This window comes from Streptomyces sp. NPDC055189 (assembly GCF_053606765.1).
The window spans coordinates 148432-173222 of sequence record NZ_JBSGSG010000012.1 but is presented as its reverse complement, the minus strand read 5'-3'; the positions used below and the strand labels follow the sequence as shown (position 1 = coordinate 173222).

The 24791-nt window shown below is 70.8% G+C and carries 26 protein-coding genes; 14 read left to right on the top strand and 12 right to left on the bottom strand.

Annotation, left to right across the window (positions count from 1 at the left end; translation table 11 throughout):
* Positions 1-294: 294 nt before the first annotated feature.
* On the bottom strand, positions 295-2307 hold the full coding sequence (locus tag ACWFR3_RS12315; protein WP_453734503.1) for a thioredoxin domain-containing protein: 2013 nt from the start codon (positions 2305-2307) through the stop codon (positions 295-297).
* Between the two features lie 146 nt (positions 2308-2453).
* On the opposite strand from ACWFR3_RS12315, the gene ACWFR3_RS12310 reads away from it, so the two are divergent.
* Entirely contained in the window at positions 2454-2936 is a 483-nt protein-coding gene (locus tag ACWFR3_RS12310) for a hypothetical protein (protein ID WP_453734502.1), read from the top strand.
* Between the two features lie 152 nt (positions 2937-3088).
* A complete protein-coding gene (locus ACWFR3_RS12305; protein ID WP_453734501.1) occupies positions 3089-6289 on the top strand; it encodes a tetratricopeptide repeat protein in 3201 nt (1066 codons plus the stop codon).
* On the opposite strand, the gene ACWFR3_RS12300 is transcribed toward ACWFR3_RS12305, so the two are convergent.
* Positions 6286-6498 carry a hypothetical protein gene (locus ACWFR3_RS12300; RefSeq protein WP_453734516.1) on the bottom strand — a complete coding sequence of 71 codons (213 nt, stop codon included), beginning with the start codon at positions 6496-6498 and terminating at the stop codon, positions 6286-6288. The two genes, ACWFR3_RS12305 and ACWFR3_RS12300, sit on opposite strands and share 4 nt — an antisense overlap.
* Positions 6499-6517: 19 nt before the next feature.
* Complete coding sequence (gene mca / locus ACWFR3_RS12295; protein ID WP_453734500.1) at positions 6518-7399, bottom strand: mycothiol conjugate amidase Mca; 882 nt, start codon at positions 7397-7399, stop codon at positions 6518-6520.
* Positions 7400-7513: 114 nt separating this feature from the next.
* Between mca and ACWFR3_RS12290 the strand changes: the two genes are divergently transcribed.
* Positions 7514-7921, top strand: a complete 408-nt coding sequence (locus ACWFR3_RS12290) for a DUF4307 domain-containing protein (protein WP_453734499.1) — start codon at positions 7514-7516, stop codon at positions 7919-7921.
* A 223-nt stretch (positions 7922-8144) separates the two neighbouring features.
* Positions 8145-8642, top strand: a complete 498-nt coding sequence (gene greA, locus ACWFR3_RS12285) for a transcription elongation factor GreA (protein ID WP_453734498.1) — start codon at positions 8145-8147, stop codon at positions 8640-8642.
* Between the two features lie 69 nt (positions 8643-8711).
* On the opposite strand, the gene ACWFR3_RS12280 is transcribed toward greA, so the two are convergent.
* The 3 genes from ACWFR3_RS12280 to ilvA all read right to left on the bottom strand — a co-directional run bounded on the left by ACWFR3_RS12280 (position 8712) and on the right by ilvA (position 11984).
* The gene (locus tag ACWFR3_RS12280; RefSeq protein ID WP_453734497.1) at positions 8712-9578 is read right to left on the bottom strand and encodes an ABC transporter permease; all 867 of its coding nucleotides are present in this window, start codon (positions 9576-9578) and stop codon (positions 8712-8714) included.
* Positions 9575-10588, bottom strand: coding sequence for an ATP-binding cassette domain-containing protein (locus tag ACWFR3_RS12275; RefSeq protein ID WP_453734496.1), 1014 nt, complete (start codon positions 10586-10588; stop codon positions 9575-9577). Before ACWFR3_RS12275 ends, ACWFR3_RS12280 begins: the two co-directional genes overlap by 4 nt.
* 166 nt (positions 10589-10754) lie before the next feature.
* The gene (gene ilvA / locus ACWFR3_RS12270; RefSeq protein WP_453734495.1) at positions 10755-11984 is read right to left on the bottom strand and encodes a threonine ammonia-lyase; all 1230 of its coding nucleotides are present in this window, start codon (positions 11982-11984) and stop codon (positions 10755-10757) included.
* A gap of 145 nt (positions 11985-12129) precedes the next feature.
* Between ilvA and ACWFR3_RS12265 the strand changes: the two genes are divergently transcribed.
* The 3 genes from ACWFR3_RS12265 (at position 12130) to ACWFR3_RS12255 (ending at position 13461) form a co-directional block, all read left to right on the top strand.
* Positions 12130-12633: a MarR family winged helix-turn-helix transcriptional regulator gene (locus ACWFR3_RS12265; RefSeq protein ID WP_190085245.1), complete on the top strand. Its 504-nt coding sequence runs from the start codon at positions 12130-12132 to the stop codon at positions 12631-12633.
* Positions 12634-12727: 94 nt separating this feature from the next.
* Positions 12728-13210, top strand: a complete 483-nt coding sequence (locus ACWFR3_RS12260; RefSeq protein WP_453734494.1) for a sigma factor-like helix-turn-helix DNA-binding protein — start codon at positions 12728-12730, stop codon at positions 13208-13210.
* Complete coding sequence (locus tag ACWFR3_RS12255; protein ID WP_453734493.1) at positions 13207-13461, top strand: hypothetical protein; 255 nt, start codon at positions 13207-13209, stop codon at positions 13459-13461. The genes ACWFR3_RS12260 and ACWFR3_RS12255 overlap by 4 nt, the downstream gene beginning before the upstream one ends.
* Before the next feature lie 98 nt (positions 13462-13559).
* Here ACWFR3_RS12255 and ACWFR3_RS12250 read toward each other — a convergent pair whose 3' ends face one another.
* The gene (locus ACWFR3_RS12250) at positions 13560-14714 is read right to left on the bottom strand and encodes a cystathionine gamma-synthase (protein ID WP_453734492.1); all 1155 of its coding nucleotides are present in this window, start codon (positions 14712-14714) and stop codon (positions 13560-13562) included.
* 90 nt (positions 14715-14804) lie between these two features.
* On the opposite strand from ACWFR3_RS12250, the gene ACWFR3_RS12245 reads away from it, so the two are divergent.
* From ACWFR3_RS12245 to ACWFR3_RS12225, 5 genes are all read left to right on the top strand, one after another.
* Positions 14805-15923, top strand: a complete 1119-nt coding sequence (locus tag ACWFR3_RS12245; RefSeq protein WP_453734491.1) for a hypothetical protein — start codon at positions 14805-14807, stop codon at positions 15921-15923.
* Positions 15924-16039: 116 nt separating this feature from the next.
* Positions 16040-16756 (top strand): peptide-methionine (S)-S-oxide reductase MsrA, encoded by a 717-nt coding sequence (gene msrA, locus ACWFR3_RS12240; protein ID WP_453734490.1) that lies wholly within the window; start codon positions 16040-16042, stop codon positions 16754-16756.
* The gene (locus ACWFR3_RS12235) at positions 16753-17346 is read left to right on the top strand and encodes a DUF3885 domain-containing protein (protein WP_453734489.1); all 594 of its coding nucleotides are present in this window, start codon (positions 16753-16755) and stop codon (positions 17344-17346) included. Before msrA ends, ACWFR3_RS12235 begins: the two co-directional genes overlap by 4 nt.
* 146 nt (positions 17347-17492) lie before the next feature.
* Entirely contained in the window at positions 17493-18140 is a 648-nt protein-coding gene (locus ACWFR3_RS12230; RefSeq protein WP_453734488.1) for a ClpP family protease, read from the top strand.
* Between the two features lie 4 nt (positions 18141-18144).
* Positions 18145-18753 (top strand): ClpP family protease, encoded by a 609-nt coding sequence (locus ACWFR3_RS12225; protein ID WP_453734487.1) that lies wholly within the window; start codon positions 18145-18147, stop codon positions 18751-18753.
* A 4-nt stretch (positions 18754-18757) separates the two neighbouring features.
* On the opposite strand, the gene ACWFR3_RS12220 is transcribed toward ACWFR3_RS12225, so the two are convergent.
* Entirely contained in the window at positions 18758-19252 is a 495-nt protein-coding gene (locus tag ACWFR3_RS12220) for a helix-turn-helix domain-containing protein (RefSeq protein ID WP_453734486.1), read from the bottom strand.
* A 129-nt stretch (positions 19253-19381) separates the two neighbouring features.
* On the bottom strand, positions 19382-20284 hold the full coding sequence (locus ACWFR3_RS12215; RefSeq protein WP_453734485.1) for an aminoglycoside phosphotransferase family protein: 903 nt from the start codon (positions 20282-20284) through the stop codon (positions 19382-19384).
* A 43-nt stretch (positions 20285-20327) separates the two neighbouring features.
* On the opposite strand from ACWFR3_RS12215, the gene ACWFR3_RS12210 reads away from it, so the two are divergent.
* Positions 20328-21140 carry an alpha/beta fold hydrolase gene (locus tag ACWFR3_RS12210; RefSeq protein WP_453734484.1) on the top strand — a complete coding sequence of 271 codons (813 nt, stop codon included), beginning with the start codon at positions 20328-20330 and terminating at the stop codon, positions 21138-21140.
* A gap of 15 nt (positions 21141-21155) precedes the next feature.
* On the opposite strand, the gene ACWFR3_RS12205 is transcribed toward ACWFR3_RS12210, so the two are convergent.
* On the bottom strand, positions 21156-21539 hold the full coding sequence (locus ACWFR3_RS12205; protein WP_453734483.1) for a VOC family protein: 384 nt from the start codon (positions 21537-21539) through the stop codon (positions 21156-21158).
* 229 nt (positions 21540-21768) lie between these two features.
* Positions 21769-22845 (bottom strand): NAD(P)-dependent alcohol dehydrogenase, encoded by a 1077-nt coding sequence (locus tag ACWFR3_RS12200; RefSeq protein ID WP_453734482.1) that lies wholly within the window; start codon positions 22843-22845, stop codon positions 21769-21771.
* A 118-nt stretch (positions 22846-22963) separates the two neighbouring features.
* Between ACWFR3_RS12200 and ACWFR3_RS12195 the strand changes: the two genes are divergently transcribed.
* Entirely contained in the window at positions 22964-23866 is a 903-nt protein-coding gene (locus ACWFR3_RS12195; protein WP_453734481.1) for a helix-turn-helix domain-containing protein, read from the top strand.
* Between the two features lie 4 nt (positions 23867-23870).
* Here the strand turns inward: ACWFR3_RS12195 and ACWFR3_RS12190 are convergent, their stop codons facing one another.
* On the bottom strand, positions 23871-24641 hold the full coding sequence (locus ACWFR3_RS12190) for a globin domain-containing protein (protein ID WP_453734480.1): 771 nt from the start codon (positions 24639-24641) through the stop codon (positions 23871-23873).
* Positions 24642-24791: the final 150 nt, after the last annotated feature.

The window sequence follows — 24791 nt, the reverse complement described above, 5'->3', positions numbered from 1 at the left end:
CTACCTGGGGCTCCGCCCCAGACCCCGACAAGATGGCCTCAAACGCCGGCGGGGCTGGATCCATCCAGCCCGGCCGGAACCTCTTAGCCCGTCCGGCGTTTGGGGACGAACTCGGCGGAGCCGGTGATGACGGCACGCACAGGCACAGGGCCCCCGCGCCGAGCGGGTTTTCGGGAAGGGGCGGGGTTGGGGATGAAGCCCCCGGTCCGGACAGGGCTGCGGAGCCGCTAATAGATACAGCCGGGAAGGGGCGGGGTTGGGGACGAAGCCCCGCAGGGACCGCCCCCCGAGCCCTCAGCCCGAGAGCTTCGCTGCAAGCTCCCCCGCGTCAGCGGTAGGCGCGTCGCAGACGAAGCGGCGGCAGACGTAGGCCGCGGGCTGCTCCCTCCCCGCGAGCAGCGGGAACTCGCCGGCGCCCGCAGGCCCGGCGGCGACAACGGCCCCCGGCGCCGTACCCAACAGCGCCGTACGGTGCAGCTCGCCCCCCACCTCACCGATGACGGCGACCTCACGAGGGCCGTCGAGGGCCGCCTCGGCCACCGCCAACCCGTTCCCGATGAACCGCGGGGCCCGGGGCGCGAGCCCCTTCACGACCCCCAACGCCCGCTCGGCCGCCTCACGATGAGGCGAGGCCCCCGTATGCGCCGCGTACGACAGAAGCGCCCCCGCAGCCGCCGTCCACCCGGACGGCACCGCATTGTCGGTGGGGTCCTGCGGCCGCCTGATCAGCTGCTCGGCGTCAGCCGCAGTGTCGTACAGCGACCCCGACTCCGCGTCCACGAACTGGCCGAGGACGTGGTCGAGCAGGAACCCGGCGAACTCCAGCCACACTCCCTCCCCCGTCACGGAGGCCAGCGCGAGGAACCCCTCGGCGACATCCGCGTAGTCCTCAAGGACACCGGCGTTGGCGCCCACGACGCCGTCCCTGGACGTACGGGAGAGCCGTGCCCTGTCGTCCATGTGCAGGCGCACCAGCAAGTCCCCGGCACCCACCGCCGCCGCCACCAGATCCGGCCGCTCGAAGAACGCCCCCACCTCCGCGAGCGCGGCGACGGCAAGGCCGTTCCAGGCGGCGACGACCTTGTCGTCACGGCCGGGCGCGGGCCGCTCCGCCCGCGCCGCGAGCAGCCGCTCCCGGATCGAGGCGAGGCGCGCGGCATCCGCCACCACGCCGCTGTCCGCAGGAAGCTGCAGGACCGAAGCGCCTTCCTCGAAGGTCCCTTCCTCCGTCACCCCGAAGTACGCCGCGGCGATCTCCGCGTCCGCGTCGCCGAGCACCTCGCGCAGCTGCTGCGGCGTCCACACGTAGTACGCGCCCTCGACGTGCTTGCCGCTCGCGGGGTCCTCGCTGTCCGCGTCGAGCGCGGAGGCGAACCCGCCTTCGTTCGTGCGCAGTTCGCGCACCATGAAGTCGGCGGTCTCCAGGGCGACGCGCCGGGCGAGGTCGGAGCCGGTGGCCCGCCACAGGTGGGCGTAGACCCGGCAGAGCAGGGCGTTGTCGTACAGCATCTTCTCGAAGTGCGGCACGACCCACTCGCGGTCCACGGAGTAGCGCGCGAACCCGCCGCCGAGCTGGTCGTAGATCCCGCCGCGCGCCATCCGCTCGCAGGTGTCGGCCGCCATCTGGAGGGCGCCCTCGGAGCCGGTGCGGGCGTAGTGCCGCAGCAGGAACTCGATGACCATGGACGGCGGGAACTTGGGCGCGCCGCCGAATCCGCCCTGCGTCGCGTCGTAGTCGCGCGTCAGGCCGAGCAGCGCCTGCGCGAGGTCGTCCTCGCCGGGCAGCTCGTCGGCGCCGAACGCCAGCTGCCGCTCGGAGAGGTCGCGGACGATCTTGCCGGCGACCTCGTCGACCTCGTCGCGCCGGTCCGTCCAGGCGCGCCGCACCCCGTCGGCCACCTGCTGGAAGGACGGCATGCCGTGCCGGGGCTCGGGCGGGAAGTACGTGCCGAAGTAGAAGGGCTCGGCGTCGGGCGTGAGGAAGACGGTCATGGGCCAGCCGCCCTGGCCCGTCGCGGCCTGTACGGCTTCCATGTAGACGGCGTCGATGTCGGGCCGCTCCTCGCGGTCCACCTTGATGTTGACGAAGTGTTCGTTCAGGAAGGCGGCCGTGCCGTCGTCCTCGAACGACTCGTGCGCCATGACGTGACACCAGTGGCAGCTGCTGTACCCCACGCTGAGCAGCACGGGAACGCCTCGCTCCCGCGCCTCTGCGAAAGCCTCCGCCGACCAGGGCCACCAGTCGACGGGGTTGTCGGCGTGCTGAAGGAGGTAGGGGGACGTCTCATGGGCCAGTCGGTTCGGCATACCCCCCATCCTCGCGCACACGGCCTGGGGGTGCGTATGTGCCACGGGCCCGCTGGCATGTCGAACCGAAGACTGCGCCGGCCCCGCGCCGGGTCGGGCCGCAGACTACGTCACCAGCGGACCGATCAACAGAACCAGGAGACCTGATGCCGCACATCAGCTTCGACCCCGAGGGCAGCCGGGACATCCCCGCCGGCGCCCGGCGTGCTTGGGAGGCGGGGCGGATCGATCTGGCCGCCCTCAGCGCGACGGATCTGCGCTACGGATATTTTGAGTGCACCGTAGTTTTCAAGGTGGCCGAGCAGGAACTTCTGGCCGGGGCTGGGACGCCCCTGGTCGACATCATGTTCACCCTGGCGTATTCCCTGAAAACACTGCATTCCGGCGGTGCAGCGGACATCGACTTCACCGAGAACACCTACGTGATTCACGTTGAACTCGCCGGTGACCGGGTGAGGTTCACCCCCTCGTACAACGCGGGTCCCGTAGCACCGGAGTGTCTGCTCGCCGACTACGAAGTCGCCGTGCGCTCATTCGTCACGTCCGGAATCACCTGGCTCGTGCAGCAGTACCCGGCGATCGAAAGAAACCCCGCGCTGGGCAGGCTGCGAGAGCTCGCGGGGCTCTGACCCGGCGGGAGGAGTGATCCTCGTTGCGCCCCCGCACAGCAGAAGTCCCCCGCATGATCCCGAGACTCCCTCGCGCCGACGGCCCGTACGCAGGACACTTGTGACCGCAGGCGACTGCTGATCTCAGATGTTGCTCTCGGAGGGGGACCCATATGCGGGACAGCCATCGGGCCGAAGCCGAGCGGCTGTTGGTGCGGGCGGTGGAGGAAGAGGTGCGGCGCTCCGGCGGGCGCATCGACGGGGGTGTGCTGCTCTCGCGGGCCCGGGGGGCGCTCGACGCCATGGGGCAGACCGCCGACGAGGAGTACACGGCCTATACGCGGGCCGTCGACGAGGCGCAGGCCGGGCAGCTCTCCTTCGCGCAGCGCTATGCGAAGGAGGGGGCGGGAACTCCGCTGCTCGTGGCCGTCGTTGCGGCCGTGACCGCGTGTGTCGCCGACCTCGTGCTCGGGACGGGGACGTCGACCGCGCTGGGCGCGGGCGCGGTCGTGGGTGCCGTCGGTGCGGCCGCCACCGTGCTGAAGGTCACCGCGTCCCATGTGCCCGACGCCAGCCGCCGCGCCGGTGCGATCAACCAGCCGGGCGGGCCCGAGCAGCTGCGGCTCCAGTGGCTGACGGCCCTTGAGGTGCGGGGCATCCGGCCCTTCATCGACCAGCAGCGGGTGCTCCAGGCCTCTTCCGGGGGCGCCAAGAAGAAGGCCGCGCCCCAGCTGCGCGGCACGGACAAGAGCGCGGCGGCCCGCAGGCGCACCGTACTGGAGCAGTCCTTCACCCAACTGCCGGAGCCCGAGGGCCCGTTCGCCGGGCGGCGCGCCGAGCTCGCGCGGGTCGCGCAGTGGGTGCACGCCGCGCGGGCCAGCACAGAGACCCGGCCCACCGTGGTCGTGCTGCACGGCGCGCCCGGCTCCGGGCGCTCCTCGCTGGCGGTGCGTGCCGCGCACGATCTGCGGGACCAGTTCCGGGGTGCGTGCGTCGTCGACCTGCGGGGCGAGAGCTCCCAGCCGCTGTCCACGCGGGACGCGCTCCTGCATCTGCTGAATCGATTGGGCGCGCCGCGCGAGCAGTTGCTGTTCCGGGAGCGTTCCTCGCAGGAGCAGCAGGTCAAGCGGCTCAGCGAGCTCTACCACCAGTATCTGACCGGCCTCGCGGTGACCGTCGTACTGGACGACGTGAGCGACCCGGCACAGGTGCGCACCCTGGTGCCCGAGCGCTCCGACAGCCTCGTGATCGTCACCACCCGCAAGCCGCTCGAACTCCCCGCCGACCTGCCCGCCTGGGTGCACCAGCTGGCGGTGGAGCCGCTGGACGCGGCGGGCGCCGAGGAGCTCCTGAGGGAGGCCGCGCAGGACGCTTCGGGGCCCTACGACGCCGAGTCCGAGGACGCGGTGCGGGAGTTGTGCGGCGGCCTGCCGCTCGCCCTGCGCGTCGCGGGCTCCTCGATCGGCTCGCGCACCCCGCGCGAGCTGGCCGCCGACCTCGCCGCGTACGGGCCGGTGGAGCCCGTGGAGCGCGTCCTGTGGCTGCGCTACACCGACCAGGCAGAGCCCGCGCGGCGCCTCCTGCGCAGGCTCGCCCTCGCGGGCCGCGCGTCCCTGGGGACGGCCGCCGCCGCTGCCCTGCTCGGCGCCGACGAGCAGGAGGCGGCCCGCCAGCTGACCGCGCTCTCGCGCGCGGGCCTCGTCGACCACGTGCGCGGCAGCCGCTACCGCCTGCACGATCTCGTACGGGCCTTCGCGCTCGCCCGCGTCCTTGACGAGGAGGAGCCGAGTGAGCGCACGGCCGCGCAGGAGCGGCTGATCGTCAGCTACAGCGAGCTCGCCGGGTCCGTGATCCGTCTGGTCGACGGCAAGATGTCGACGCGGGCCGGCCAGTTCGACCGGCACGGCTTCTCCTCGCTCGACGCCGCCCTGCGCTGGCTGGACGACGAGTCGAGCTTCATCACGGCGGCGCTGCGGCACGCGGAGGGCGTCGACCAGCAGGCGGTGCTCCACCTCCTGGGCGCGCTGTGCGACTACTGCCTGCTGCGCGGCGACCTCTACCGCCTGGGCGAGATCAGCGAGCTCGCGCAAGCCGTCGACCAGGGGCTTCTCACGCGGAGCGTGCAGTGGCGCACGGGTATCGCGTCCCGGCAGCTCGGCGAGCTCGACCAGGCGCGGACGACCCTGACGTCGGTCGTCGACCTCTACATGGAGGCCCACCAGGACGCGGGCGCGGCCCTCGCCCTGTGCTCCCTGGGGATCACCCTGCACCACCAGGGCAATCTGACGGAGGCGGCGGCCCGGCTCAGCGAGGCCCTCGATCTGCAGGCCGCCGACGAGCTCGCCGGTGACCGCGCCTGGACGATGCACGCCCTCGCGGCGGTGGAGCGCGACCGCTCCAACCTCAACAAGGCCCTCGGCCTCCTGGAGGCCTCCCTCGCCCTGCACCGCGAGAACGACTCCCTGCACGGCGAGGCGTGGGCGCACTTCCAGCTCGGCCAGCTGTGCCTGCGCATGGGCGACGTACCGCGTGCGGAGGAGCAGCTGCGCGGCGCCCTGGAGCTGTACGGGCGTACGCGCGACGGCCGCGGCGAGGCGTGGGCCCTGACGCAGCTGGCGCGGGCCCGCATGGTGGAGGGCGACGCGTCGGCCGCGGTGGACGGCCTGCGGCAGGCGGTGTCGCGGCACCGCGAGAACGAGGACGCGCGCGGCGAGGCGTGGAGCGCCTACTACCTGGGCCAGGCCCTGGAGGAGGCGGGCCAGCTCGACCAGGCGGTGCGCGAGCTCGAGCGCTCGCGGACGATGTTCTCGCGGATGCGGGACGTGTACGGACTGGCCTGCGCCCGGCACCACTCGGCGCGGGTCACGCGCGACCAGCGTGCCGCCCAGACGGGCTCGCTGCGCAACTCCGGCTTCGCCCGCCAGCTCCTGGTGGACGCCCGTGCGGACTTCCAGCGCATCGGCGTCGCGCACGGCGAGGCCTGGACGTGCCTGGAGCTCGCGGTCGTCGACGCGGGGAACACGCGCGCCCAGCAGGCGCTCGCCCTGTGCGACGAGGCCGCCGAGCTCTTCGCCTCGTACGGCGACCGCCGCGGCGGCGACTGGGCCCGCTTCCTGCGCTGCACCCTGCTGCCGTACGCGTCGCCCGGCGGCTGGGAGATCGGCACCGCCGTCGCCCAGGAGGAGCTCAACCAGCTGGTCCGCGCCGGTCACCCGACGCGCGACGGGGCGCTCGTCGACTACATGGAGGCGTACGGCCTGCTCCTGCAGCGCGGCGCCGACCTGGAGGCCGGCTGGCAGGCCTGGAGCCTGGGCATGGTGCCGAACCGCCACTCCCGGGAGGTGATGGGAGTGACGGTGACGAGTGCTCCCTAGCCCTTGCGGGGCTCGGCCTCTGCGGGCTTGCTCTCGGCGGAGGTGGCTTCCGCGGGTTCCTTGAAGTCGACCTTCCGCATGTGCTTGTTCATCGACTTCATCAGCCCCCAGACGGCCAGAGCCATCACCGCGAAGACGATGAAGCCGAGAACACCCGGGGTCACCTTGTCATCGTCGACCTCTTTGGCGAGAGGGACGAGATGCGTCATTGCCAGATGTACGTTCACGCTAGGCATTGTCGCGGATGCCCGCAAAGAGGTCGTCCTCGGGGAGGGATGTATCGACGAGCGACTTCGCGAGCTCGTACTCCTCCGTGGGCCAGACCTCCTTCTGGAGCTCCATCGGCACCCGGAACCAGCCGCCCTCGGGGTCGATCTGCGTGGCGTGCGCGATCAGCGCCCTGTCCCGGACCTCGTAGAAGTCGGCGCAGGGAACGTGGGTGGTCAGGGTGCGCTCGACCCGCTCGAACTCGTCCCAGCGCTTGAGCCAGTCCCCGTAGGGCGACTCCATGCCCTTGTCGAGCATCGCGTGGTGCAGCGCCTCGGTGCGGGGACGGTTGAAGCCCTGGTTGTAGTAGAGCTTCAGCGGGCGGTAGACCGGCCCGAACTCGCTCTCCGGGTACTTCTCGGCGTCGGCCGCACCGTCGAAGGCCACCATCGAGATCTTGTGGGTCATGATGTGGTCGGGGTGCGGATAGCCGCCGTTCTCGTCGTACGTCGTGATGACCTGCGGACGGAAGGAGCGGATCTGCCGGACCAGCTCACCGGCGGCCTTGTCGACGTCCTCAAGGGCGAAGCAGCCCTCGGGCAGCGGCGGCAGCGGGTCGCCCTCGGGCAGACCCGAGTCGACGAAGCCGAGCCAGTCCTGCTTGACGCCGAGGATCTCGCGCGCCTCGTCCATCTCCTTGCGGCGCACCTCGTGGATGTTCTCCTGGATGTACTTGTCACCCTGGAGCTTGGGGTTGAGGATGTCGCCGCGCTCCCCGCCCGTGCAGGTCACGACATGCACGTCCACCCCCTCGGACACGTACTTGGCCATGGTGGCCGCGCCCTTCGACGACTCGTCGTCGGGGTGGGCGTGCACGGCCATCAGTCGCAGCTGCTCAGTCAAGACTCGATCCTCAGTGATCCGGCGCCCTGGTCGATTTGGCGCAATGGGCGGCTTCTATAGTGACGGAAGCGGGGGGCGGAAAATTCCGGCATCCCCTTTTCCTGGAGGACGATCATGGCCGCCGTGAGCGACAAGCTCCCCGAGGGTCGCTACGACCAGGCGCGCTCGGCCGACGAGCGGGCGGACCGCAAGCTGAAGATCATCGGCAGCGTCCTCGGTGTGCTCTTCCTCCTGATGATCGGCTGGTTCGGATACGACTACGTCTCCGGCACCAAGGTCAGCGGCGAAGTGATCAAGTTCGACGTCGTGTCGGACAGCGCGGTCAAGGTGCACCTGGAAGTACGCAAGGACGCGGACGCGCACGGCTACTGCACCCTGCGCTCGCAGGCCGAGGACGGCGAAGAGGTGGGTCGCGCGGACTTCCGCTTCGACCAGGACACCGGCCGGATCGACAAGGTCGTCACGCTCCGTACGAAGGCCCGCGGGACGAGTGCCGAGCTGCTCGGCTGCCATTCGGACTGACGCCGGCTCGCCCGCTGACCGGCGCCGGCGCGCCCCTTGCGTCACGCTGACCAGCCGACGCCCCCGGTGTACCGGCGCTCACCTGCGTCGACGTATTTCTGATGGCTTATGTCCTCCCCCTCACGCGCCTGAATTGTTAGGCTCGTGGTTTCGCCCACCCGTTAGGGAACATCCTTCTGGGTAGGGCGATGCTTTGTATTCCCAGTACCTACGAGGAGCACCTGTGACCCAGACCAGCGAAAACGTCACCTGGCTGACCCAGGAGGCGTACAACCAGCTCAAGGCCGAGCTGGAGTACCTGTCTGGTCCCGCGCGCACCGAGATCTCCACGAAGATCGCGGCGGCGCGTGAGGAGGGCGACCTGCGCGAGAACGGCGGGTACCACGCGGCCAAGGAGGAGCAGGGCAAGCAGGAGCTCCGCGTGCGCCAGCTGACCCAGCTCCTGGAGCACGCAAAGGTCGGTGAGGCACCGGCCGCGGACGGCGTGGTCGCGCCCGGCATGGTCGTGACGATCGCCTTTGACGGCGACGAGGACGACACCGTGACGTTCCTGCTCGCCTCCCGCGAGTACGCGAGCGCCGATATCGAGACGTATTCGCCGCAGTCGCCGCTGGGCAGCGGCGTGAACGGCAAGAAGATCGGCGAGGACGCGCAGTACGAACTGCCGAACGGCAAGCTCGCCTCGGTGAAGATCCTCCAGGCGAAGCCGTACCAGGCCTGAGGCACGCTCCGGCGAAACGGAAGGCCCCCGCACCGGGCGTGCGGGGGCCTTTCGCGTGTCCGGGCCCGGCTAGTCCGCCCGGCGGTACTTGCGGACCGCGAGCGTGCGGAACGCCACGATGATCAGCACGGACCAGATCAGCGAAGCCAGGACGGGGTGCTCCATCGGCCAGGCTCCCGTGACCGACTTGGGAACGCCCTCGATCGTGTTGCCGAACAGGTCCCGGGCCGCTGCCACCGTGGCACTGAACGGGTTCCACTCGGCGACGTACTGCAGGAACCTCGGCATGCCGTTGACCGGCACGAACGCGTTCGAGATGAACGTCAGCGGGAACAGCCAGATCAGGCCGCCCGAGGTCGCCGCCTCGGGGGTCCGCACGGACAGGCCGATCAGCGCACCGATCCACGTGAAGGCATAGCCGAGCAGGAGGAGCAGGCCGAAGCCCGCGAGGACCTTGCCGATGTTCTCGTGCGTGCGCCAGCCGACGATCAGCGCCACCACGGCGAGCACGGCCAGGGTCACGGCCGTCTGCACCAGATCCGCGAGGGTGCGGCCGGTCAGCACGGCGCCGCGTGCCATCGGCAGCGACCGGAAGCGGTCGATCAGGCCTTTGTGCATGTCGTCCGCGATGCCCGCGCCGGCGCCCGCCGTGGCGAACGTGACGGTCTGCGCGAAGATGCCCGCCATCAGGAATTCCTTGTAGGCGCTCGCGCTGCCCGCGGGTGCGCCCGGAATGTTGATGGAACCGCCGAAGACGTACGTGAAAAGGACCACGAACATCACCGGTTGGATGACCCCGAAAAGGATCATCTCGGGGATCCTGGTCATGCGGATCAGGTTCCTTTTGGCCACGACGAGCGAGTCCCTGGCCGACTGGACGACGCCGCCCTTGGGGCGGGGCGCCAGGATCGGCCGGGTGTCGGATACAGCGCTCACTTCGCGTCCTCCATGTCCTCGGCGCCCTTGGCGTCCTGGCCGTTCTCGCCGTTCTCGCCGTTCGGTGCCGCCTCCGCAACGTGGCCCGTCAGCGAGATGAACACGTCGTCCAGGGTGGGGCGGCGCAGCCCGATGTCGTCGATCTCGACACCGCGGTTGTCCAGCTCGCGGATGACCTCGGCGAGCAGCTTGGCGCCGCCGGAGACCGGGACCGTGAGCTTGCGGGTGTGGCTCTCGACGGCGACCTCGCCCTTGCCGAGGCCCCGCAGGACCTCCTCGGCCGGGGTGATGTGCTCGCGCTCGTGCACCACGACCTCGACGCGCTCGCCGCCGGTCTGCGCCTTGAGCTGGTCGGAGGTGCCGCGCGCGATGACCCGGCCGTGGTCGACGACGCAGATGTCGTGCGCGAGGTGGTCGGCCTCTTCGAGGTACTGCGTGGTGAGCAGCAGGGTCGTGCCGCCCGACACCAGCTCCTGGATGACCTCCCAGAGCTGCTGCCGGTTGCGCGGGTCGAGGCCCGTCGTCGGCTCGTCCATGAACATCACCGGGGGCGACACGACGAGCGCTGCCGCGAGGTCGAGGCGGCGGCGCATGCCTCCCGAATACGTCTTGGAGGGGCGGTCCGCGGCGTCGGCGAGGTTGAACCGGTCGAGCAGCTCGCCCGCCCTGGCCTTCGCCTCCTTGGCCTTCATCTGATAGAGCTGGCCCACCATTTGGAGGTTCTCGCGGCCCGTCAAGTACTCGTCGACGGCGGCGAACTGGCCCGAGAGGCCGATCGAGCGCCGTACTTCGTTCGGATTCTTCAGTACGTCGATGCCCGCGACGACCGCCCGGCCGCGGTCCGGTGTCAGCAGCGTCGTCAGACAGCGCACCGCGGTGGTTTTGCCCGCGCCGTTCGGTCCGAGGAGGCCGAGCACGGTGCCTTCCGGGACATCCAGATCGACGCCGTCCAGAGCCTTTACGTCGCCGAAGGTCTTCACAAGGCCTTCGGCGTAGATGGCGCCTGGCATGAGGGTTCTCCCAGTGGTTTGGGTGACTTCCTACGGAAAAGCTTAGATTTGCCGGGTAGGACGCGCCCGGCGACCAGTGACGTGAGACACACCATAACGCGATACATCGCGTCTTTACAACGGGATGGGCGAAGCCTGTGGAAAACGCAGAACGGCTCGCGGACCGTCAGCCGATGACGGTGTAACCCGCCTCGCGCAGAGCCGTGCCGACCTCGACGCAGTGCGCGGGGCCCTTCGTCTCCAGGTGCAACTCCACCTCCGCCTCCGTGAGTCCGAGGCGCGGATCGGTCCGCACGTGGCTCACGTCCAGGACGTTAGCGTCGACCACTGACAACGCCCCGAGGAGCGTGGCAAGCGCCCCCGGCCGGTCCGTCAGACGCAGGCGCAGCGAGAGATAGCGGCCCCCGGCCGCCATGCCGTGGCGCAGGATCCGCTGCATCAGGAGCGGATCCACGTTGCCGCCCGACAGGAGCGCGACCACAGGGCCCTCGAACTCCTCCGGCCTGCTCAAAAGCGCCGCGACGGGGCTCGCACCGGCCGGTTCGACGACCATCTTGGCCCGCTCCAGGCAGAGCAACAGCGCGCTGGACAGCTCGTCCTCGGAGACGGTGACCACGTCGTCGAGCAGGTCCTCGATGATCCGGAACGGCACGTCGCCGGGCCGCCCGACCTTGATGCCGTCGGCCATCGTCGCCGGGTTCTCGATGGACACCGGGTGCCCGGCGGCCAGCGAGGGCGGGTACGCGGCGGCGCCCGCGGCCTGCACGCCGATCAGCTTCACGTCGGGGCGCAGCGTCTTGACCGCCACCGCGATGCCCGCCGCGAGCCCGCCGCCGCCGATACCGAGGACCAGGGTGCGCAGCTCGGGGCACTGCTCCAGGATCTCCAGACCCACCGTGCCCTGCCCCGCGATGATGTCCGGGTGGTCGAAGGGGTGGATGAACACGGCGCCCGTCTCGTGCGCGTACTCCTGCGCGGCGGCCAGCGTCTCGTCGACCACCTGACCGTGCATCCGCACCTCGGCGCCGTACTCACGGGTCGCGGCGACCTTGGGCAGCGGGGCGCCCACCGGCATGAAGACCGTGGAGCGCACGCCGAGGAGCGAGGACGCCAGGGCCACGCCCTGCGCGTGGTTGCCCGCGCTCGCGGCCACCACCCCGGCCGCGCGCTCCTCCGGGAGCAGCCCCGCGATCCGTACGTACGCCCCGCGCAGCTTGAAGGAGCCCGTCCGCTGGAGGTTCTCGCACTTGAAGTGGACCGGCGATCCCACCAGCTGCGACAGGTGCCTGCTGCCCTCCATCGCCGTCACCCTGGACACACCCGAGAGCATCTTCTGGGCACCGCGCACGTCGTCGAGGGTGACCGTCGGCAAGGAGTGAGGCGTGCGGTAGCTCATGACGGCCAGTCTCCCAGTTCACAACAGGGTCCTCCTGTGGTGACCACGGGCCGAGACTGGTTTGCGCAGCGCCGGTACGCCTCGCGTCCCGGCCGCGTACCCTGTCCCCCAACCCATCGCCCTCGCATGAAGTGAGCCCCCGGCCATGCCCACAACTCCGGACATGACGACCGCCAGCGATCCCGGCCTCCTCGACACGCTGCAGCACCAGGTGGCCGTGTTCGCCCGCCGTGCGGAGCAGACACGCCTCGGCGGCGTCGGACAGGTCCGCAACTCCATGGACCGCGCCGCATATCTGCTGCTCAACCGCCTCGACAAGGAGGGGCCGATGGGCGTCAAGGCGCTCGCGGCGAGCATGGGCATCGACTCGTCGACGGTCACCCGGCAGGTCGCCCCACTGGTCGACACGGGCCTCGTCAAACGCACCTCGCACCCCGAGGACGGCCGCGCCGTTGTGCTGCAGCTGTCGCCGCGCGGCGAGGCGCGCCTCAACGAAGTGCGCTCCTCGCGGCGCGACCTCATGGCCGAGCTGACCGACGACTGGTCCCCGCAGGAGCGCGAAAGCTTCTGCACGCTCCTCACGCGCTTCAATTCCGCGCTCTCCGCCCGGCAGACCTCGCAGACGCCTCCGGACACGCCCGCTTCCTGACGCCTGCGCTCCGGCTCCTCCTGCCTATTGACCCCGGCCGTGTGCCTGGCCTCATATGAGACCGGGGGCCGGACCCCTCCAGGCGGGAGGCGCGGTGCGCGAGCGGCAGGCGTTCCTGAACGCCCGCCGGGCCCGGGAGTTCGAGGCGTTCGTCGCGGGCGCGGCAGGCAGGCTGCTGCATGCCGCGACGCTGCTCACCGCCGAGCCGCCGGACGCCAACCCACGCGCGCGTGCCCTGCTGACCGCTTCCCTGGCGCACTCGTACGCCTCCTGGGACCGGATGCGCGGCGAGGACCCGTACGACCGCACCCGCCAGCAGCTGGCCATCCGGTTCGCCCGCGGTGCCTGGCGCCGGCACCGCGGCCACGGCGGCGTCCTGGCCCGGCTCACGCCCCAGGAGCGGCTGATTCTCGTCCTGCGGCTCTACGAAGGTGTCGCCGAGGAGCAGGCCGCCGCGCTGCTCGGGCTGCCCGCCGACCGGGTGGGGACGATCTGCGCCCGCGCGATGGAGACGGTCCTGCATCCGCCGCGCGGCCCCGCGCCGCCGCGGCCCCTGGGGGAGGCGGCCCCGTCATGAACCAGTTCGACCGCAAGGAGGACGCCGTCCGCCACCTTCTGGACGACGGCACGCCCCCCTCGGTCCCGCCCGAGCTCTACGAAGACGCGGTCCGCCGCGGCGGCCGCATGCTGCGCCGCAGAAGGGCGCTGCGCAGGCTGCTGTGGTTCCTGCTGCTCGGCGCAGCCGTCGCCTTCGTCATCTGGGCGTCGATCGCCCAGCCCTGGGTGGAGCCGCCTTCGGAGACGACTCCACCGCTGACGCGCTGGTAGGGCTCCTGCGCAGAGCCTTGATGCGGGGTGATCGGGTGGGTGGGCGGGAAAGATCCGCCGCGAAGCGGCGGTGCAGGTCCCGCCCACCAGAAGCGCCGCTAGCCGAGCGCCTGCTGCAGATCGGCCAGCAGGTCGTCCGCGTTCTCGATGCCCACCGAGAGCCGCACCAGGTCCGCGGGGACCTCGAGGGCCGAGCCCACCACGGACGCGTGCGTCATCCGCCCGGGGTGCTCGATCAGGGACTCCACGCCACCGAGCGACTCCCCCAGGGTGAACAGCTTCGAGCGGTCGCAGACGGCGACCGCGGCCTCCTCGCCCCCGGCGACCTGGAAGGACACCATCCCGCCGAAGGACTTCATCTGCTTGGCGGCGGTCTCGTGACCGGGGTGCTCCGGAAGGCCGGGGTAGAGAACGCGCGTCACGCGCGCGTGCCGCGTCAGCATCTCGGCGACCTTCGTCGCGTTCTCGCTGTGCCGGTCCATCCGCACGGCAAGGGTCTTGATGCCCCGCAGGACCAGCCACGCGTCGAAGGGCCCGGCCACCGCGCCCATCGCGTTCTGGTGGAACGCGAGCTCCTCGCCCAGCGCGTCGTCGCCCACGACGAGCGCGCCGCCCACGACGTCCGAGTGCCCGCCCATGTACTTCGTCAGGGAGTGCACGACGACGTCCGCGCCGAGCGCGAGAGGCTGCTGGAGGTAAGGGCTCGCGAAGGTGTTGTCGACGACGAGGCGCGCCCCCGTCTCCTTGGCGACCTGGGCGACGGCGGCGATGTCTGTGATGCCGAGCAGCGGGTTGGAGGGGGTCTCCACCCAGATCGCCTTCGTACGGTCGGTCACCGCGGCCCGTACCGCCACCGGGTCGGAGGTGTCGGCCACCGACCACTCGACGCCCCACCGCGAGACGACCTTGGCGAAGAGCCGGAACGTGCCGCCGTACGCGTCATTGGGGATGACCACGTGGTCGCCGGGACCGAGCAGCGTACGCAGCAGGCAGTCCTCGGCGGCGAGACCCGACGCGAAGGCGAGCCCGCGCCTGCCGCCCTCCAGGGCGGCCAGGTTCTCTTCCAGGGCGGTGCGGGTGGGGTTGGCGCTGCGGCTGTACTCGTAGCCGCCGCGCAGCCCGCCGACGCCGTCCTGCTTGTACGTCGACACCTGATAGATCGGCGGGACGACCGCGCCGGTGAGCGGGTCGGCGGTGTTGCCCGCGTGGATCGCGACGGTCTCGAAACTCTGGCTGCTGAACGTGTCACTCATGCGGCCAGAGCCTAGTCCGGGACGGGGTGGGGGCCGACAAGTTCGAGACTGGTTCGCCAAGTGTCCGAGCAGTCTGGTTCGCTTGTACTCATGGAAATTCTCTGGGTGCTGATGGCGGCGATCATGATCGGGGCGGTGCTCGGCCCTGTCCTGCTGCGCAGGCGCGGCGGAATTCGCCAGGTCGCCCCCGGTTCACCGGACGCCGCGGACCCCGCGGACTACGGCTTCGCGCGTCAGGAGGAGCTGGACATCCGCATGCCGGGCCCTGACCACGACCTCCTGGACGTCCTGGACGTGGTCCAGCAGTCACAGAGCTGGAAGGCGGCCTCGCAGCTGCTCGCGGGCACGGAGATCCACGGGGAGGTGCGCTGGCAGCGCGTGCAGGCGTTCGCGGGCGCGGCATCCCTGGAGCTGCAGCAGCGTCCCGGCGGGGTCAGCGACCAGCCCGGCGGGCAGTGGCTGCGCGTGTGGCGGGCCGAGGCGCCCAAGGACGCGGGCGGCGCGGCGGTGCACGCGGAGTTCCTGGTCCAGCAGGCCTGGCGCTCTTCGACGTCGGGGACGGACGAGTTCCGGATCATCCTGGAGGAGGCGAAGGAGGCCTGCGCGCAGGCGGCGCTGCTCTCCCCCGGCGACCCCGTTCCGTACATCATCGAGCTGTCGATCGCCCGCGGCCTCGCGTACCCCCGCGAGGAGTTCGAGCAGCTGTGGCTGAAGATCCTGGACCGCGCGCCCGCGCATATGGGGGCGCATCTGGCGGCCCTGCACTACTGGTGCGAGAAGTGGCACGGCTCGCGCGATCTCGCGAACAGCTTCGCGGAGGCCGCAGCGGCCCGCGCCCCCAAGGGCTCGCTCCTGGCCGCGCTCCCGCTCTTCGCGGTGTACGAGCACCTGCCCGAGGTCAATCTGGTCCGCGCTTTCTACGAGAGCGAGACCGTCACCAAGGCGGTCGGCGGCGCGCTCTACGCCGTGCACTCGGCCCGCCCGGACGACCCGATGCTGGCGCACGTGCGGCACCTCCTGGTCTTCTTCCTGGTCCGCTGCGAGCGCTGGGCCGAGGCGATGAAGCAGCTGATCCACGTGGACGGCCACGTGGGCGCCCTGCCCTGGACGGTCTCCGCCGACCCGGCCGCGGACTACGCGGTGTACCGCGCGCTCGCCGTCGCGGGGTACGAGGCGAACGGCGGCAGCCCGGCGACGCTGTCGCACTGAGGCGCCCCGCCGCCCGCCTTCCGGCCGGGGAATGCCGAGGAATGCGGTCACCTCCGAACACGTTGACGTAAAAGCCGCTCGCCTACGCTTCACCCCGCTCCAGGAGGACAGCCCCCATGCTCTTCGGCCGCACGCCCGAGCTCCCCACCCCCGAGCAGGCCCTGAAGGGCCGCGCGACCCCCGAATTCGACGTCCCTTCCCGCCACACGGTCCTCGGCAACCCGCTCCTGGGCCCGTACCCCGACGGCCTGGAGATCGCGGACTTCGGGCTCGGCTGCTTCTGGGGCGCGGAGCGCAAGTTCTGGCAGACGGAGGGCGTCTGGACGACGTACGTCGGCTACCAGGGCGGTTACACCGAGAACCCTTCGTACGAGGAGGTCTGCTCGGGCCTGACCGGTCACGCGGAAGTGGTCCGCGTGGTCTTCGACCCGACCCGCATCTCGTACGCCGCGCTCCTGAAGCTCTTCTGGGAGTCCCACAACCCCACCCAGGGCTTCCGCCAGGGCAACGACGTGGGCACCCAGTACCGCTCGGCGATCTACACCCACACCGCCGAGCAGGAAGCGGGCGCTGTGGCGTCCCTGGACGCGTACCAGCAGGTCCTGAACGCGGCGGGCCACGGCACGATCACGACAACGATCCTTCCGGCGGCCCCCCGCCCGTTCTGGCCCGCCGAGGGATATCACCAGCAGTACTTGGACAAGAACCCCGACGGCTACTGCGGAATCGGCGGCACGGGCCTGCAGCTGGACAGCCCCTCGGAAACCAACTGGGGCCGGGCCTGCCCGACGGGGATCGCTCCGGCGCCCTCTGCCGCTCCCACGGCTGAGTGACCGGACTCGATCCCGGCCTCCTCGCGGCACTGTGGCGGGAACGCCGCCCCTCCTGCGTTCCCCTCGCCCACACCTTCCGCGGCGCGTACGCCGACCGCTGGGTGCGCTTCCACAGCCTTCCCGGTTCGAAGCGCTACCCGGCGTCCGAGGACGAGTACGCGATCGTCCTGGACCGGTACAACACGGTCCTCGACGAACTGTTCGCGGGCACGGACGTGTTCGTGGTGACCATGGACTGGTCGGACACCCCGACCGGGCCCGCCTGCTTCTCGACGCACCGCGAGACGCTGCATCCGGACGGCGTCCGCTGGTGGACCGTGTCCGAGCAGGACGATCCCGACCCGGAATTCCACACCCACACCCGTCTGTACGCAGACCGGCGCCCCTGGGAACGCGGTTGCCTCGACGACCTGCTGCGCGCCGTCGCGGACGAGCGGCTCGTCGAGGTGTTCGTCACCGACACGGAACTCCGGCGCATCCACCATCCCTACGACGGCGGTGCGGACGTCATCCTGACGACGTCCGAGGAGCGCGACCGGCTCCGTGACCGGCATGCCGCCTGGCTCTCCGGGCATCCAGCGGGCCTCTGACCTCGCAGGACCTCCCGGGCGCCCTCTGCCGTCAGCGAATCTGCCGCGGGCAGAGAAGCCTTACGCGGCGCGTGCGGTGGCCCGAAGGTGGTGGGACAGGACGGCGGCTCGCAGGTGAGCCGCTCCCACCGTCAGGAGGTTGAGCGATGCCACCCATCTTCAACGGCCGGGGGCCGAGCGCCTCGGAGGACGAGACGCCCTCGACGCGGTTCGACGATCATCTGGCCGCGCAGTTGCTGACCCAGCGGATCGTCTTTCTGGGGACCCAGGTCGACGAGGTCTCCGCGAACCGGGTCTGTGCGCAGATGCTGCTGCTCTCCGCCGAGGATCCGCGGACCGACATCAGTCTGTACATCAACAGCCCCGGCGGCTCCGTCACCGCGGGGCTCGCCATCTACGACACCATGCGGCTGATTCCCAATGACGTGTCGACCCTGGCCATGGGGTTCGCCGCGAGCATGGGGCAGTTCCTGCTGACCGTCGGGACCGCGGGCAAGCGCTACGCCCTGCCCAACGCGCGGATCATGATGCACCAGCCCTCCGCCGGCATCGGCGGCAGCACCGCCGACATCGCGATCCAGGCCGAGAACCTGGAGTTCACGAAGAAGGCCGTCGAGCGGCTCACCGCCCAGCACACCGGGCAGTCGGAGGAGACCATCTCGCGGGACGGCGACCGCGACCGGTGGTTCACCGCGGAGCAGGCCAAGGAGTACGGGATGGTCGACCGGGTGCTCGATTCGCTCGCCGACGTGCGGCCCGCGGCGACCAAGCCGCGGATGGGACTGGGGGTCTGAGGTCATGAGCCAGTACACGATTCCGACCGTCGTCGAGCGCACTCCGCAGGGCGAGCGTTCCTACGACGTCTACAGCCGGCTGCTCTCGGAGCGGATCATCTTCCTCGGGACGGAGATCGACGACGGGGTCGCCAATGTCGTCATCGCGCAACTCCTGCATCTGGAGTCGTCCCAGCCGGATCGCGAAGTCGCCATCTACATCAACTCCCCTGGTGGCTCCTTCACTTCGCTCATGGCCATCTACGACACCATGAGCTTCATCAGTGCGCCCATCTCGACGTTCTGCGTCGGGCAGGCCGCGTCCACCGCAGCCGTGCTCCTCGCCGGGGGTGACCCGGGGCGGCGGTTCGTTCTCGAACACTCCAGGGTGCTGCTCGGGCAGCCCGCGAGCGGCGGGCGGCAGGGCACGGTCTCCGACCTCGCGCTGCAGGCCAAGGAGATGATGCGGATCCGCTCGCAGGTGGAGGACGTGCTTTCCCGGCACTCGGGGCACGATGTCGCCACGCTGCGCGCGGACATGGACCGCGACAAGGTGTTCACCGCGCAGGACGCGGTGGCGTACGGGCTCGCGGACGAGGTGCTCAGCCGGCGGATGCTCGCCGCGGCGGCCTGAACCCTCAAGCGGCGAGGCGGATGTCTCCCTGACGCGGACGCGGCCGTGCAGCCTGTGCGTGTGCGTGTGCCTGGCGGGTCAACTCGCCCTGTGCCAGGGAGAGAAGGTCGGACAGGCTGAGGCCGAGAGCACGGGCGCCGGCCGCGAGGACCTCGGACGAGGCTTCCTTGCGGCCGCGCTCCACCTCGGAGAGGTACGGCATCGAGATGCGGGCGGCGTCCGCCACGTCCTTGAGCGTGCGCTCCTGTGCGAGGCGCTCGCGGCGCAGGACATCACCGATGACGTCGCGCCACAGCGGCTCTTTCGCCGCCGGGGGCACGGGAGTTGTGTGCACAGGAGTTGTGTGCACGGGGCGCACGGGCTGCGCGGGGCGCCCGGAGGCTGTGTCCGCCTGGCGCGAGCGCGGGCGCAGGGGGATGACGCGCGCCTCCCGCCCGGCCTGCGCAGGCTCGGGATTTCCCTCGGGGTTCCGCTCAAGGTTCCGCTCGTGGCTGCTCACCTTCCCAGGGTATGAGCCGCCCGTCCCACCGGAAGGGATCAGCGTTCTGCCCCCGGCGAAATCCCTGAGCCCGTCCTCTGAACGCGGCCTCTGAGCCGGGCCTCTGAGCGGGGCCTCTGAGATCAGCCCTTACACCAGCGCCTCCGCCAGACCGTCCGCCGCCATGATCCGCCACTGCGGATCACCGTTCAGCCGGCCCCAGTACGCCATCGTCACCGCACGGGCCTGCGTCCACCTCCGGGCCCGCTCCGGGTCCACCCCGGCGGCTTCCGAGAAGACGGCGAGGCGGTGCAGGACGGCCGCCTTCGCGTCGGGGGCGGTGAGCAGCTCCTCGAAGCGGTGCTGGAGCAGGGTGATCGTGTCGTACGCCGGGTCGCCCGCGTACCCCTTGGGGTCGATGGCCAGCCACGGCTCGCGCTCGCCCCGCAGGACATTGCCCGCGTGCAGATCCCCGTGGATGAGGGTGTCCGGCTGGTCGGGCCCCAGTTCCCGCAGGGCGGCGATCGCGGCATCGAGTACGCGGGAGTCCAGGGGCGAGCCCAACTCCTTGTCGTCGTCCCGCAGTTCCCGCTCCCACTCCGCGCACCGCGCGCCGATCCGGGGCAATCCCGCGGGCGCCGGTACGGCGAGCCGCCGGGCGAGCAGGCCCGCGGCCGTCAGCGCCGCGTCGGCGTCCGGCTCATCGGCGAGCGAGCCGGGACCGGCCTGTTCGAGAAGCATCGCGAACCGCGGGTCGTCCCGTTCGTGCAGGCGGACGGCGCCCCGCCCCGCCCACACCGTGAAGGCGTCCGGCTCGTGGACGTTGCCGGGGTGCGGGAAGGAGATCTTCAGGACGGCGGGCGTCCCGTCGTACCGGCGGCGGACCGGAATGATGACGCCGACCTGCCCGTGCGTGACCGGCGCCGACGGCACGCAGTCCCAGCGGTCGAGCAGTTCCCCGGCCAGTTCCGGCAGGGTCGCGAGCCATGCGCGGCCGCGCTCCCCCTCCCGCCGGACGGTGCTCGCGGCGAAGTCCTCGGGTGTCTCGATCATCCCGGCACCCTAGCGACGGCGGCATGTGGTTACCGTTCGTCCCATGCCCTTCGCTGAAGCCGCCGACGGCACCGCCCTGCACTACGAAGTCCACGGCTCCGGCCGCCCCCTGGTCCTGCTCAGCGGGCAGTCCAACAGTCACCGCTGGTGGGACCCGGTGCGGGACGATTTCGCCGCCTCGTACCTGACCGTCGTGCTCGACTGGCGCGGCACCGGCGAGAGCGGCCACCCCGACACCGACAGCTACAGCACGCCCGGCTTCGCCCGCGATGTCGTCGCCGTCCTCGACCACGCGGGCATCGACCGCGCCCATGTGTACGGCACGTCGATGGGCGGGCGTGTCGCCCAGTGGATCGCCGCCGACCACCCGGAGCGGGTCGACCGGCTCGTACTCGGCTGTACGTCACCGGGGGCGCCGCACGGTGTCGAACGCGGGCCCGAGGTGCGCAGTGCCCTCAGCCAGCCCGACGCGGCGGCGGCCCGCCGCGCCCTCCTGGAGCTGATGTACACGCCCGGCTGGATCGCCGAGCGTGATCGCGCCTCCCGAAAGCCCGTGTTCCACACCATGGGCGATCCTGCCATGCCCCCGCACGCGCGCCGCCGCCATCTGCGCGCCAGCGCCCGGCACGACGCCTGGGACGCGCTGGCGCGCATCACCGCCCCGACGCTCGTCGTGCACGGCACCGACGACGTGTTCAATCCGACCGCCAATGCGCCCCTGCTCACGGAACGCATCTCCGGGGCACGGATGCGGCTCGTCACCGGGGCCCGGCACGCGTACTTCGAGGAGTTCGCGGAGGTCGCGACGCCGCTCGTGCTCGACTTCCTCGCGGAGGAGGGGAGTTCCCCGGAGTAGTTCCCGGGGCAGCCCCTAGCTCCCGCTGCCGTACGGCTTGGTGAGGATCTCCAGGCTGTGGCCGTTCGGGTCGTCCCAGTACACGCCCCGGCCGCCGTCGTTGGTGTTGATCTCCTTGACGGTGTGGTGGTGCGGGTCGGCCCAATAGGTGAGCCCCGCGTCCTTGATACGGCCGAAGATGTCGTCGAAGTCGTCCTCGGAGACCAGGAAGGCGTAGTGCTGCGGGATGATCGGTCCGCTGGCCTCCATGTAGTCCAGCGTGACGCCGTTGGGGATCTCGACGGGGATGAACGGGCCGTACTGCGGGCTCACTTCAAGGCCCAGAATGTCGGCGAGGAACTGGGCGGAGGCGTTCTTGTCCTTCGCGGCGACGATGGTGTGATTGAGCTCGACGGTCATCGTGCGACCTCTTCCTGTGCGTCGGAGTGCCCGTGCTGACGCCCTTCAGACTAGGCACGGGCCGCCCGCCCCGCATCGGTCACACGGCCCCCCACCTGCTGCGCAATGCGGCCTAGGGCCACGGGCCGAGTCGACTTCCGGCCACGCGCCGGACAACCGCGACCGCGACCGGGGGAATGCCCCGGGCGCGGTCGGTGGCTCACTGCCTGCTCACTGCCTGCTCACTGCCTCAGATGGTCGACGCGTCGATCACGAAGCGGTAGCGCACGTCGCTGGCGAGGACACGCTCGTACGCCTCGTTGATCTGGTCGGCGTTGATCAGCTCGATCTCCGAGCCCAGGCCGTGCTCGGCGCAGAAGTCCAGCATTTCCTGGGTCTCCCGGATGCCGCCGATCATGGAGCCCGCGAGGGTCTTGCCGCCGGCGATCACGGAGAAGAGGTTGAGGGAGACCGGCTCCTCGGGGGCGCCGACGTTCACGAAGGCGCCTTCCGGGCGCAGCAGGCCAAGGTACTTGTCCAGCGGCAGCGGCGCGGAGACCGTCGAGAGGATCAGGTCGAAGGAGCCGGCCAGCTGCTCGAAGGTGGCGTCGTCACTGGTCGCGTAGTAGTGCTCGGCGCCGAGGCGCAGGCCGTCGTCCTTCTTGCGCAGGGACTGGGAGAGGACGGTGACCTCTGCGCCCATGGCGTGCGCGATCTTGACGCCCATGTGGCCGAGACCGCCGAGGCCGACGACGGCGACCTTCTTGCCGGGGCCCGCCTGCCAGCGGTGGAGCGGGGAGAACGTGGTGATGCCCGCGCACAGGAGCGGCGCGGCGACGTCGAGGGAGATGCCGTCGGGGATGCGCAGGGTGAAGGCCTCGTCCACCACGACGTGCGTGGAGTAGCCGCCGTAGGTCGGCTCGCCGTTCTTGTCCAGGGCGTTGTACGTCTGGATGTTGCCCTTGTCGCAGTACTGCTCGAGGCCCGCCTTGCAGTTCTCGCACTCGCGGCAGGAGTCGACCATGCAGCCGACGCCGACGCGGTCGCCGACGGCGAACTTGGTGACGGCTGAGCCGACCTCGGTGACGACACCGGCGATCTCGTGGCCCGGCACCATCGGGAAGATGCCCTCGCCCCAGCCGTCGCGCGCCTGGTGGATGTCCGAGTGACAGATTCCGGCGTACTTGATGTCGATCAGTACGTCGGTCTCGCCCACCGGGCGGCGCGGGATGGTGGTCCGCTCCAGGGGGGCCTTGGCGGACGGGGCGGCGTAGGCGGAAACGGTTGTGGTGTTTGCCGTGCTGGTGGTGCTGGTCTGTGCGGTCATGCAATCCACCGTGCCAGCCATACGGGCATCTACCCAGGTCACGGCTCTGCCTACGTCCAGTGGTCCTACTACTGACGGGGACAGGCTCGTATGCGTACGACCCCGGATACTGGAATGTATGGACTCCGACCAGCCTGCGCACTCCCCCGCCCCCGAGCCCCTCGACGGCCGCGCCGAGCTCAGCGAGTTCCTGCGCACCCGCAGGGCCCGGTTGCAGCCGGAGGACGTCGGGCTGCCGAATTTCGGGCGGCACCGGCGGGTGCCGGGGCTCCGCCGCGAGGAGCTCGCGCAGCTCGCGGGTGTGTCCGTCGCGTACTACACCCGTCTTGAGCAGGGCAACGGCCGCAATGTCTCGGGCGAGGTCCTGGACGCGATCGCCCGTGCCCTGCGCCTGACGGACGCCGAGCACGCGCATCTGACGCACCTGGCCAAGCCCAAGCAGCACAAGAAGAAGCGCGCGGCCCGCCCGCAGCACCTGCGTCCCGCGCTGCTCCAGCTCGTCGACGCGATGGAGGGCGTGCCCGCCTATGTGGTGGGCCGCCGCTCGGACATCCTCGGCTGGAACCGCATGGCCGCCGCGCTCTTCGGCGACTGGGGCGCGCTGCCGCCCGAGGAGCGCAACTGGGCGCGGATCTGTTTCCTGCACCCCGAGTCGCGCGCCCTTTTCCGGGACTGGGACCAGAAGGCGTCGGACATGGTGAGCTTCCTGCGGATGGAGGCGGGCTGCTTCCCGAACGATCCGCAGCTCTCCGCGCTGGTGGGCGAGCTCTCCGTGAAGAGCGAGGAGTTCCGCAGCCTGTGGGCGACGCACGACGTGCGGGAGAAGGGCCACGGCGTCAAGCGGCTGCACCACTCCCTGGTGGGCGATCTCACCCTGTCCTTCGAGACGCTGCGCCTGCCCGACGATCACGATCAGTCACTGGTGACATACCACGCGGAGCCGGATTCGGCGTCGGCGGACGCCCTGCGGCTGCTCGCCAGCTGGGGAGCGGACGCGGCGCGCTCGGGCGCACCGCGCTGACGCGTCACGGCTGGTACGGCGGCGCCGCGCCCCAGTTCCACAGCGGCACCGGCTGCTCGGCGGGGCGGGCGGCCTCCGGGCCCGAGAAATAGACCGCGAGCCGTGTGCCCCACTCGATGTAGGCGAGGAAGGCGGACCGGAACTCGGCGTCCGTCGGAAGGCCGGCGTCGTCCGCCGCGTCCTGCATGAGGTTGACCCAGCGGCGGCGCTGCGGCTCGGTGATGCCCTTGCCGAGATGCTTGCCGACCATGTGGGTGTGACCGCCGTGCTCCTGCGAGTACGCGGCGGGGCCGCCGAAGACCTCGCCGAGCCACTGGGCGACGTGCAGGGCGTGCTCCGCGGGCAGGTCCGCGAAGAGCGGGGCGAGGAGATCGTCCCCCAGGACCTTCTCGTAGAAGCTCTCCGTCAGGCGCCCGAAGGTTTCCTCGCCGCCCGCCCAGGTGTACAGGGTCGGCGTCGACGCGCCCGTGCCGCGCACGGCGGAGGGCGTGTAGTGCCGCATCTCCTCGATGTTCTCCACGAACGGCCGGATCTCCGCGAAGAACGCGCGAAAGTACTCCGACCCCCGGAAGCCCTCCAGGTGGTCCTTGGTCGACGTCCAGGTGATACGCAGGATGAAGTGCTCGAAGTCCTCTTCGCAGCGCGAGAGTTCGTAGTCGACACACTGCGGCGCCACGGCCAGCGGAACGGCGGCACGGGTGTAGGCGGAGAGGAACTCCGCGGAGCGCTCGGAGGGTATGCGGTAACGGATGTACTCGACGGTGTGGGCAGTCATGTGACGTCGGCTTCCTCTGGGGTGGGCGGTGCCGAGTTCTCTTCCGCGGGGGGACGAGAGCACTTTCGCCGACAACTCAGCCTGGGCGAAGCCCAGTTCGCTGTACGCGTACCGAAACGGCGAGGCGCGGCGCCGATGGTTGCTGGCGAT

Excerpts from the sequence above, each read along its gene's own strand:
- ACWFR3_RS12315 (WP_453734503.1), bottom strand. The coding sequence starts at position 2,307 with ATGCCGAACCGACTGGCCCATGAGACGTCCCCCTACCTCCTTCAGCAC.
- ACWFR3_RS12310 (WP_453734502.1), top strand. The coding sequence starts at position 2,454 with ATGCCGCACATCAGCTTCGACCCCGAGGGCAGCCGGGACATCCCCGCC.
- ACWFR3_RS12305 (WP_453734501.1), top strand. The coding sequence starts at position 3,089 with ATGCGGGACAGCCATCGGGCCGAAGCCGAGCGGCTGTTGGTGCGGGCG.
- ACWFR3_RS12300 (WP_453734516.1), bottom strand. The coding sequence starts at position 6,498 with ATGACGCATCTCGTCCCTCTCGCCAAAGAGGTCGACGATGACAAGGTG.
- ACWFR3_RS12290 (WP_453734499.1), top strand. The coding sequence starts at position 7,514 with ATGGCCGCCGTGAGCGACAAGCTCCCCGAGGGTCGCTACGACCAGGCG.
- ACWFR3_RS12275 (WP_453734496.1), bottom strand. The coding sequence starts at position 10,588 with ATGCCAGGCGCCATCTACGCCGAAGGCCTTGTGAAGACCTTCGGCGAC.
- ilvA (WP_453734495.1), bottom strand. The coding sequence starts at position 11,984 with ATGAGCTACCGCACGCCTCACTCCTTGCCGACGGTCACCCTCGACGAC.
- ACWFR3_RS12265 (WP_190085245.1), top strand. The coding sequence starts at position 12,130 with ATGCCCACAACTCCGGACATGACGACCGCCAGCGATCCCGGCCTCCTC.
- ACWFR3_RS12255 (WP_453734493.1), top strand. The coding sequence starts at position 13,207 with ATGAACCAGTTCGACCGCAAGGAGGACGCCGTCCGCCACCTTCTGGAC.
- ACWFR3_RS12250 (WP_453734492.1), bottom strand. The coding sequence starts at position 14,714 with ATGAGTGACACGTTCAGCAGCCAGAGTTTCGAGACCGTCGCGATCCAC.
- ACWFR3_RS12245 (WP_453734491.1), top strand. The coding sequence starts at position 14,805 with ATGGAAATTCTCTGGGTGCTGATGGCGGCGATCATGATCGGGGCGGTG.
- msrA (WP_453734490.1), top strand. The coding sequence starts at position 16,040 with ATGCTCTTCGGCCGCACGCCCGAGCTCCCCACCCCCGAGCAGGCCCTG.
- ACWFR3_RS12230 (WP_453734488.1), top strand. The coding sequence starts at position 17,493 with ATGCCACCCATCTTCAACGGCCGGGGGCCGAGCGCCTCGGAGGACGAG.
- ACWFR3_RS12225 (WP_453734487.1), top strand. The coding sequence starts at position 18,145 with ATGAGCCAGTACACGATTCCGACCGTCGTCGAGCGCACTCCGCAGGGC.
- ACWFR3_RS12215 (WP_453734485.1), bottom strand. The coding sequence starts at position 20,284 with ATGATCGAGACACCCGAGGACTTCGCCGCGAGCACCGTCCGGCGGGAG.
- ACWFR3_RS12210 (WP_453734484.1), top strand. The coding sequence starts at position 20,328 with ATGCCCTTCGCTGAAGCCGCCGACGGCACCGCCCTGCACTACGAAGTC.
- ACWFR3_RS12205 (WP_453734483.1), bottom strand. The coding sequence starts at position 21,539 with ATGACCGTCGAGCTCAATCACACCATCGTCGCCGCGAAGGACAAGAAC.
- ACWFR3_RS12200 (WP_453734482.1), bottom strand. The coding sequence starts at position 22,845 with ATGACCGCACAGACCAGCACCACCAGCACGGCAAACACCACAACCGTT.
- ACWFR3_RS12195 (WP_453734481.1), top strand. The coding sequence starts at position 22,964 with ATGGACTCCGACCAGCCTGCGCACTCCCCCGCCCCCGAGCCCCTCGAC.
- ACWFR3_RS12190 (WP_453734480.1), bottom strand. The coding sequence starts at position 24,641 with ATGACTGCCCACACCGTCGAGTACATCCGTTACCGCATACCCTCCGAG.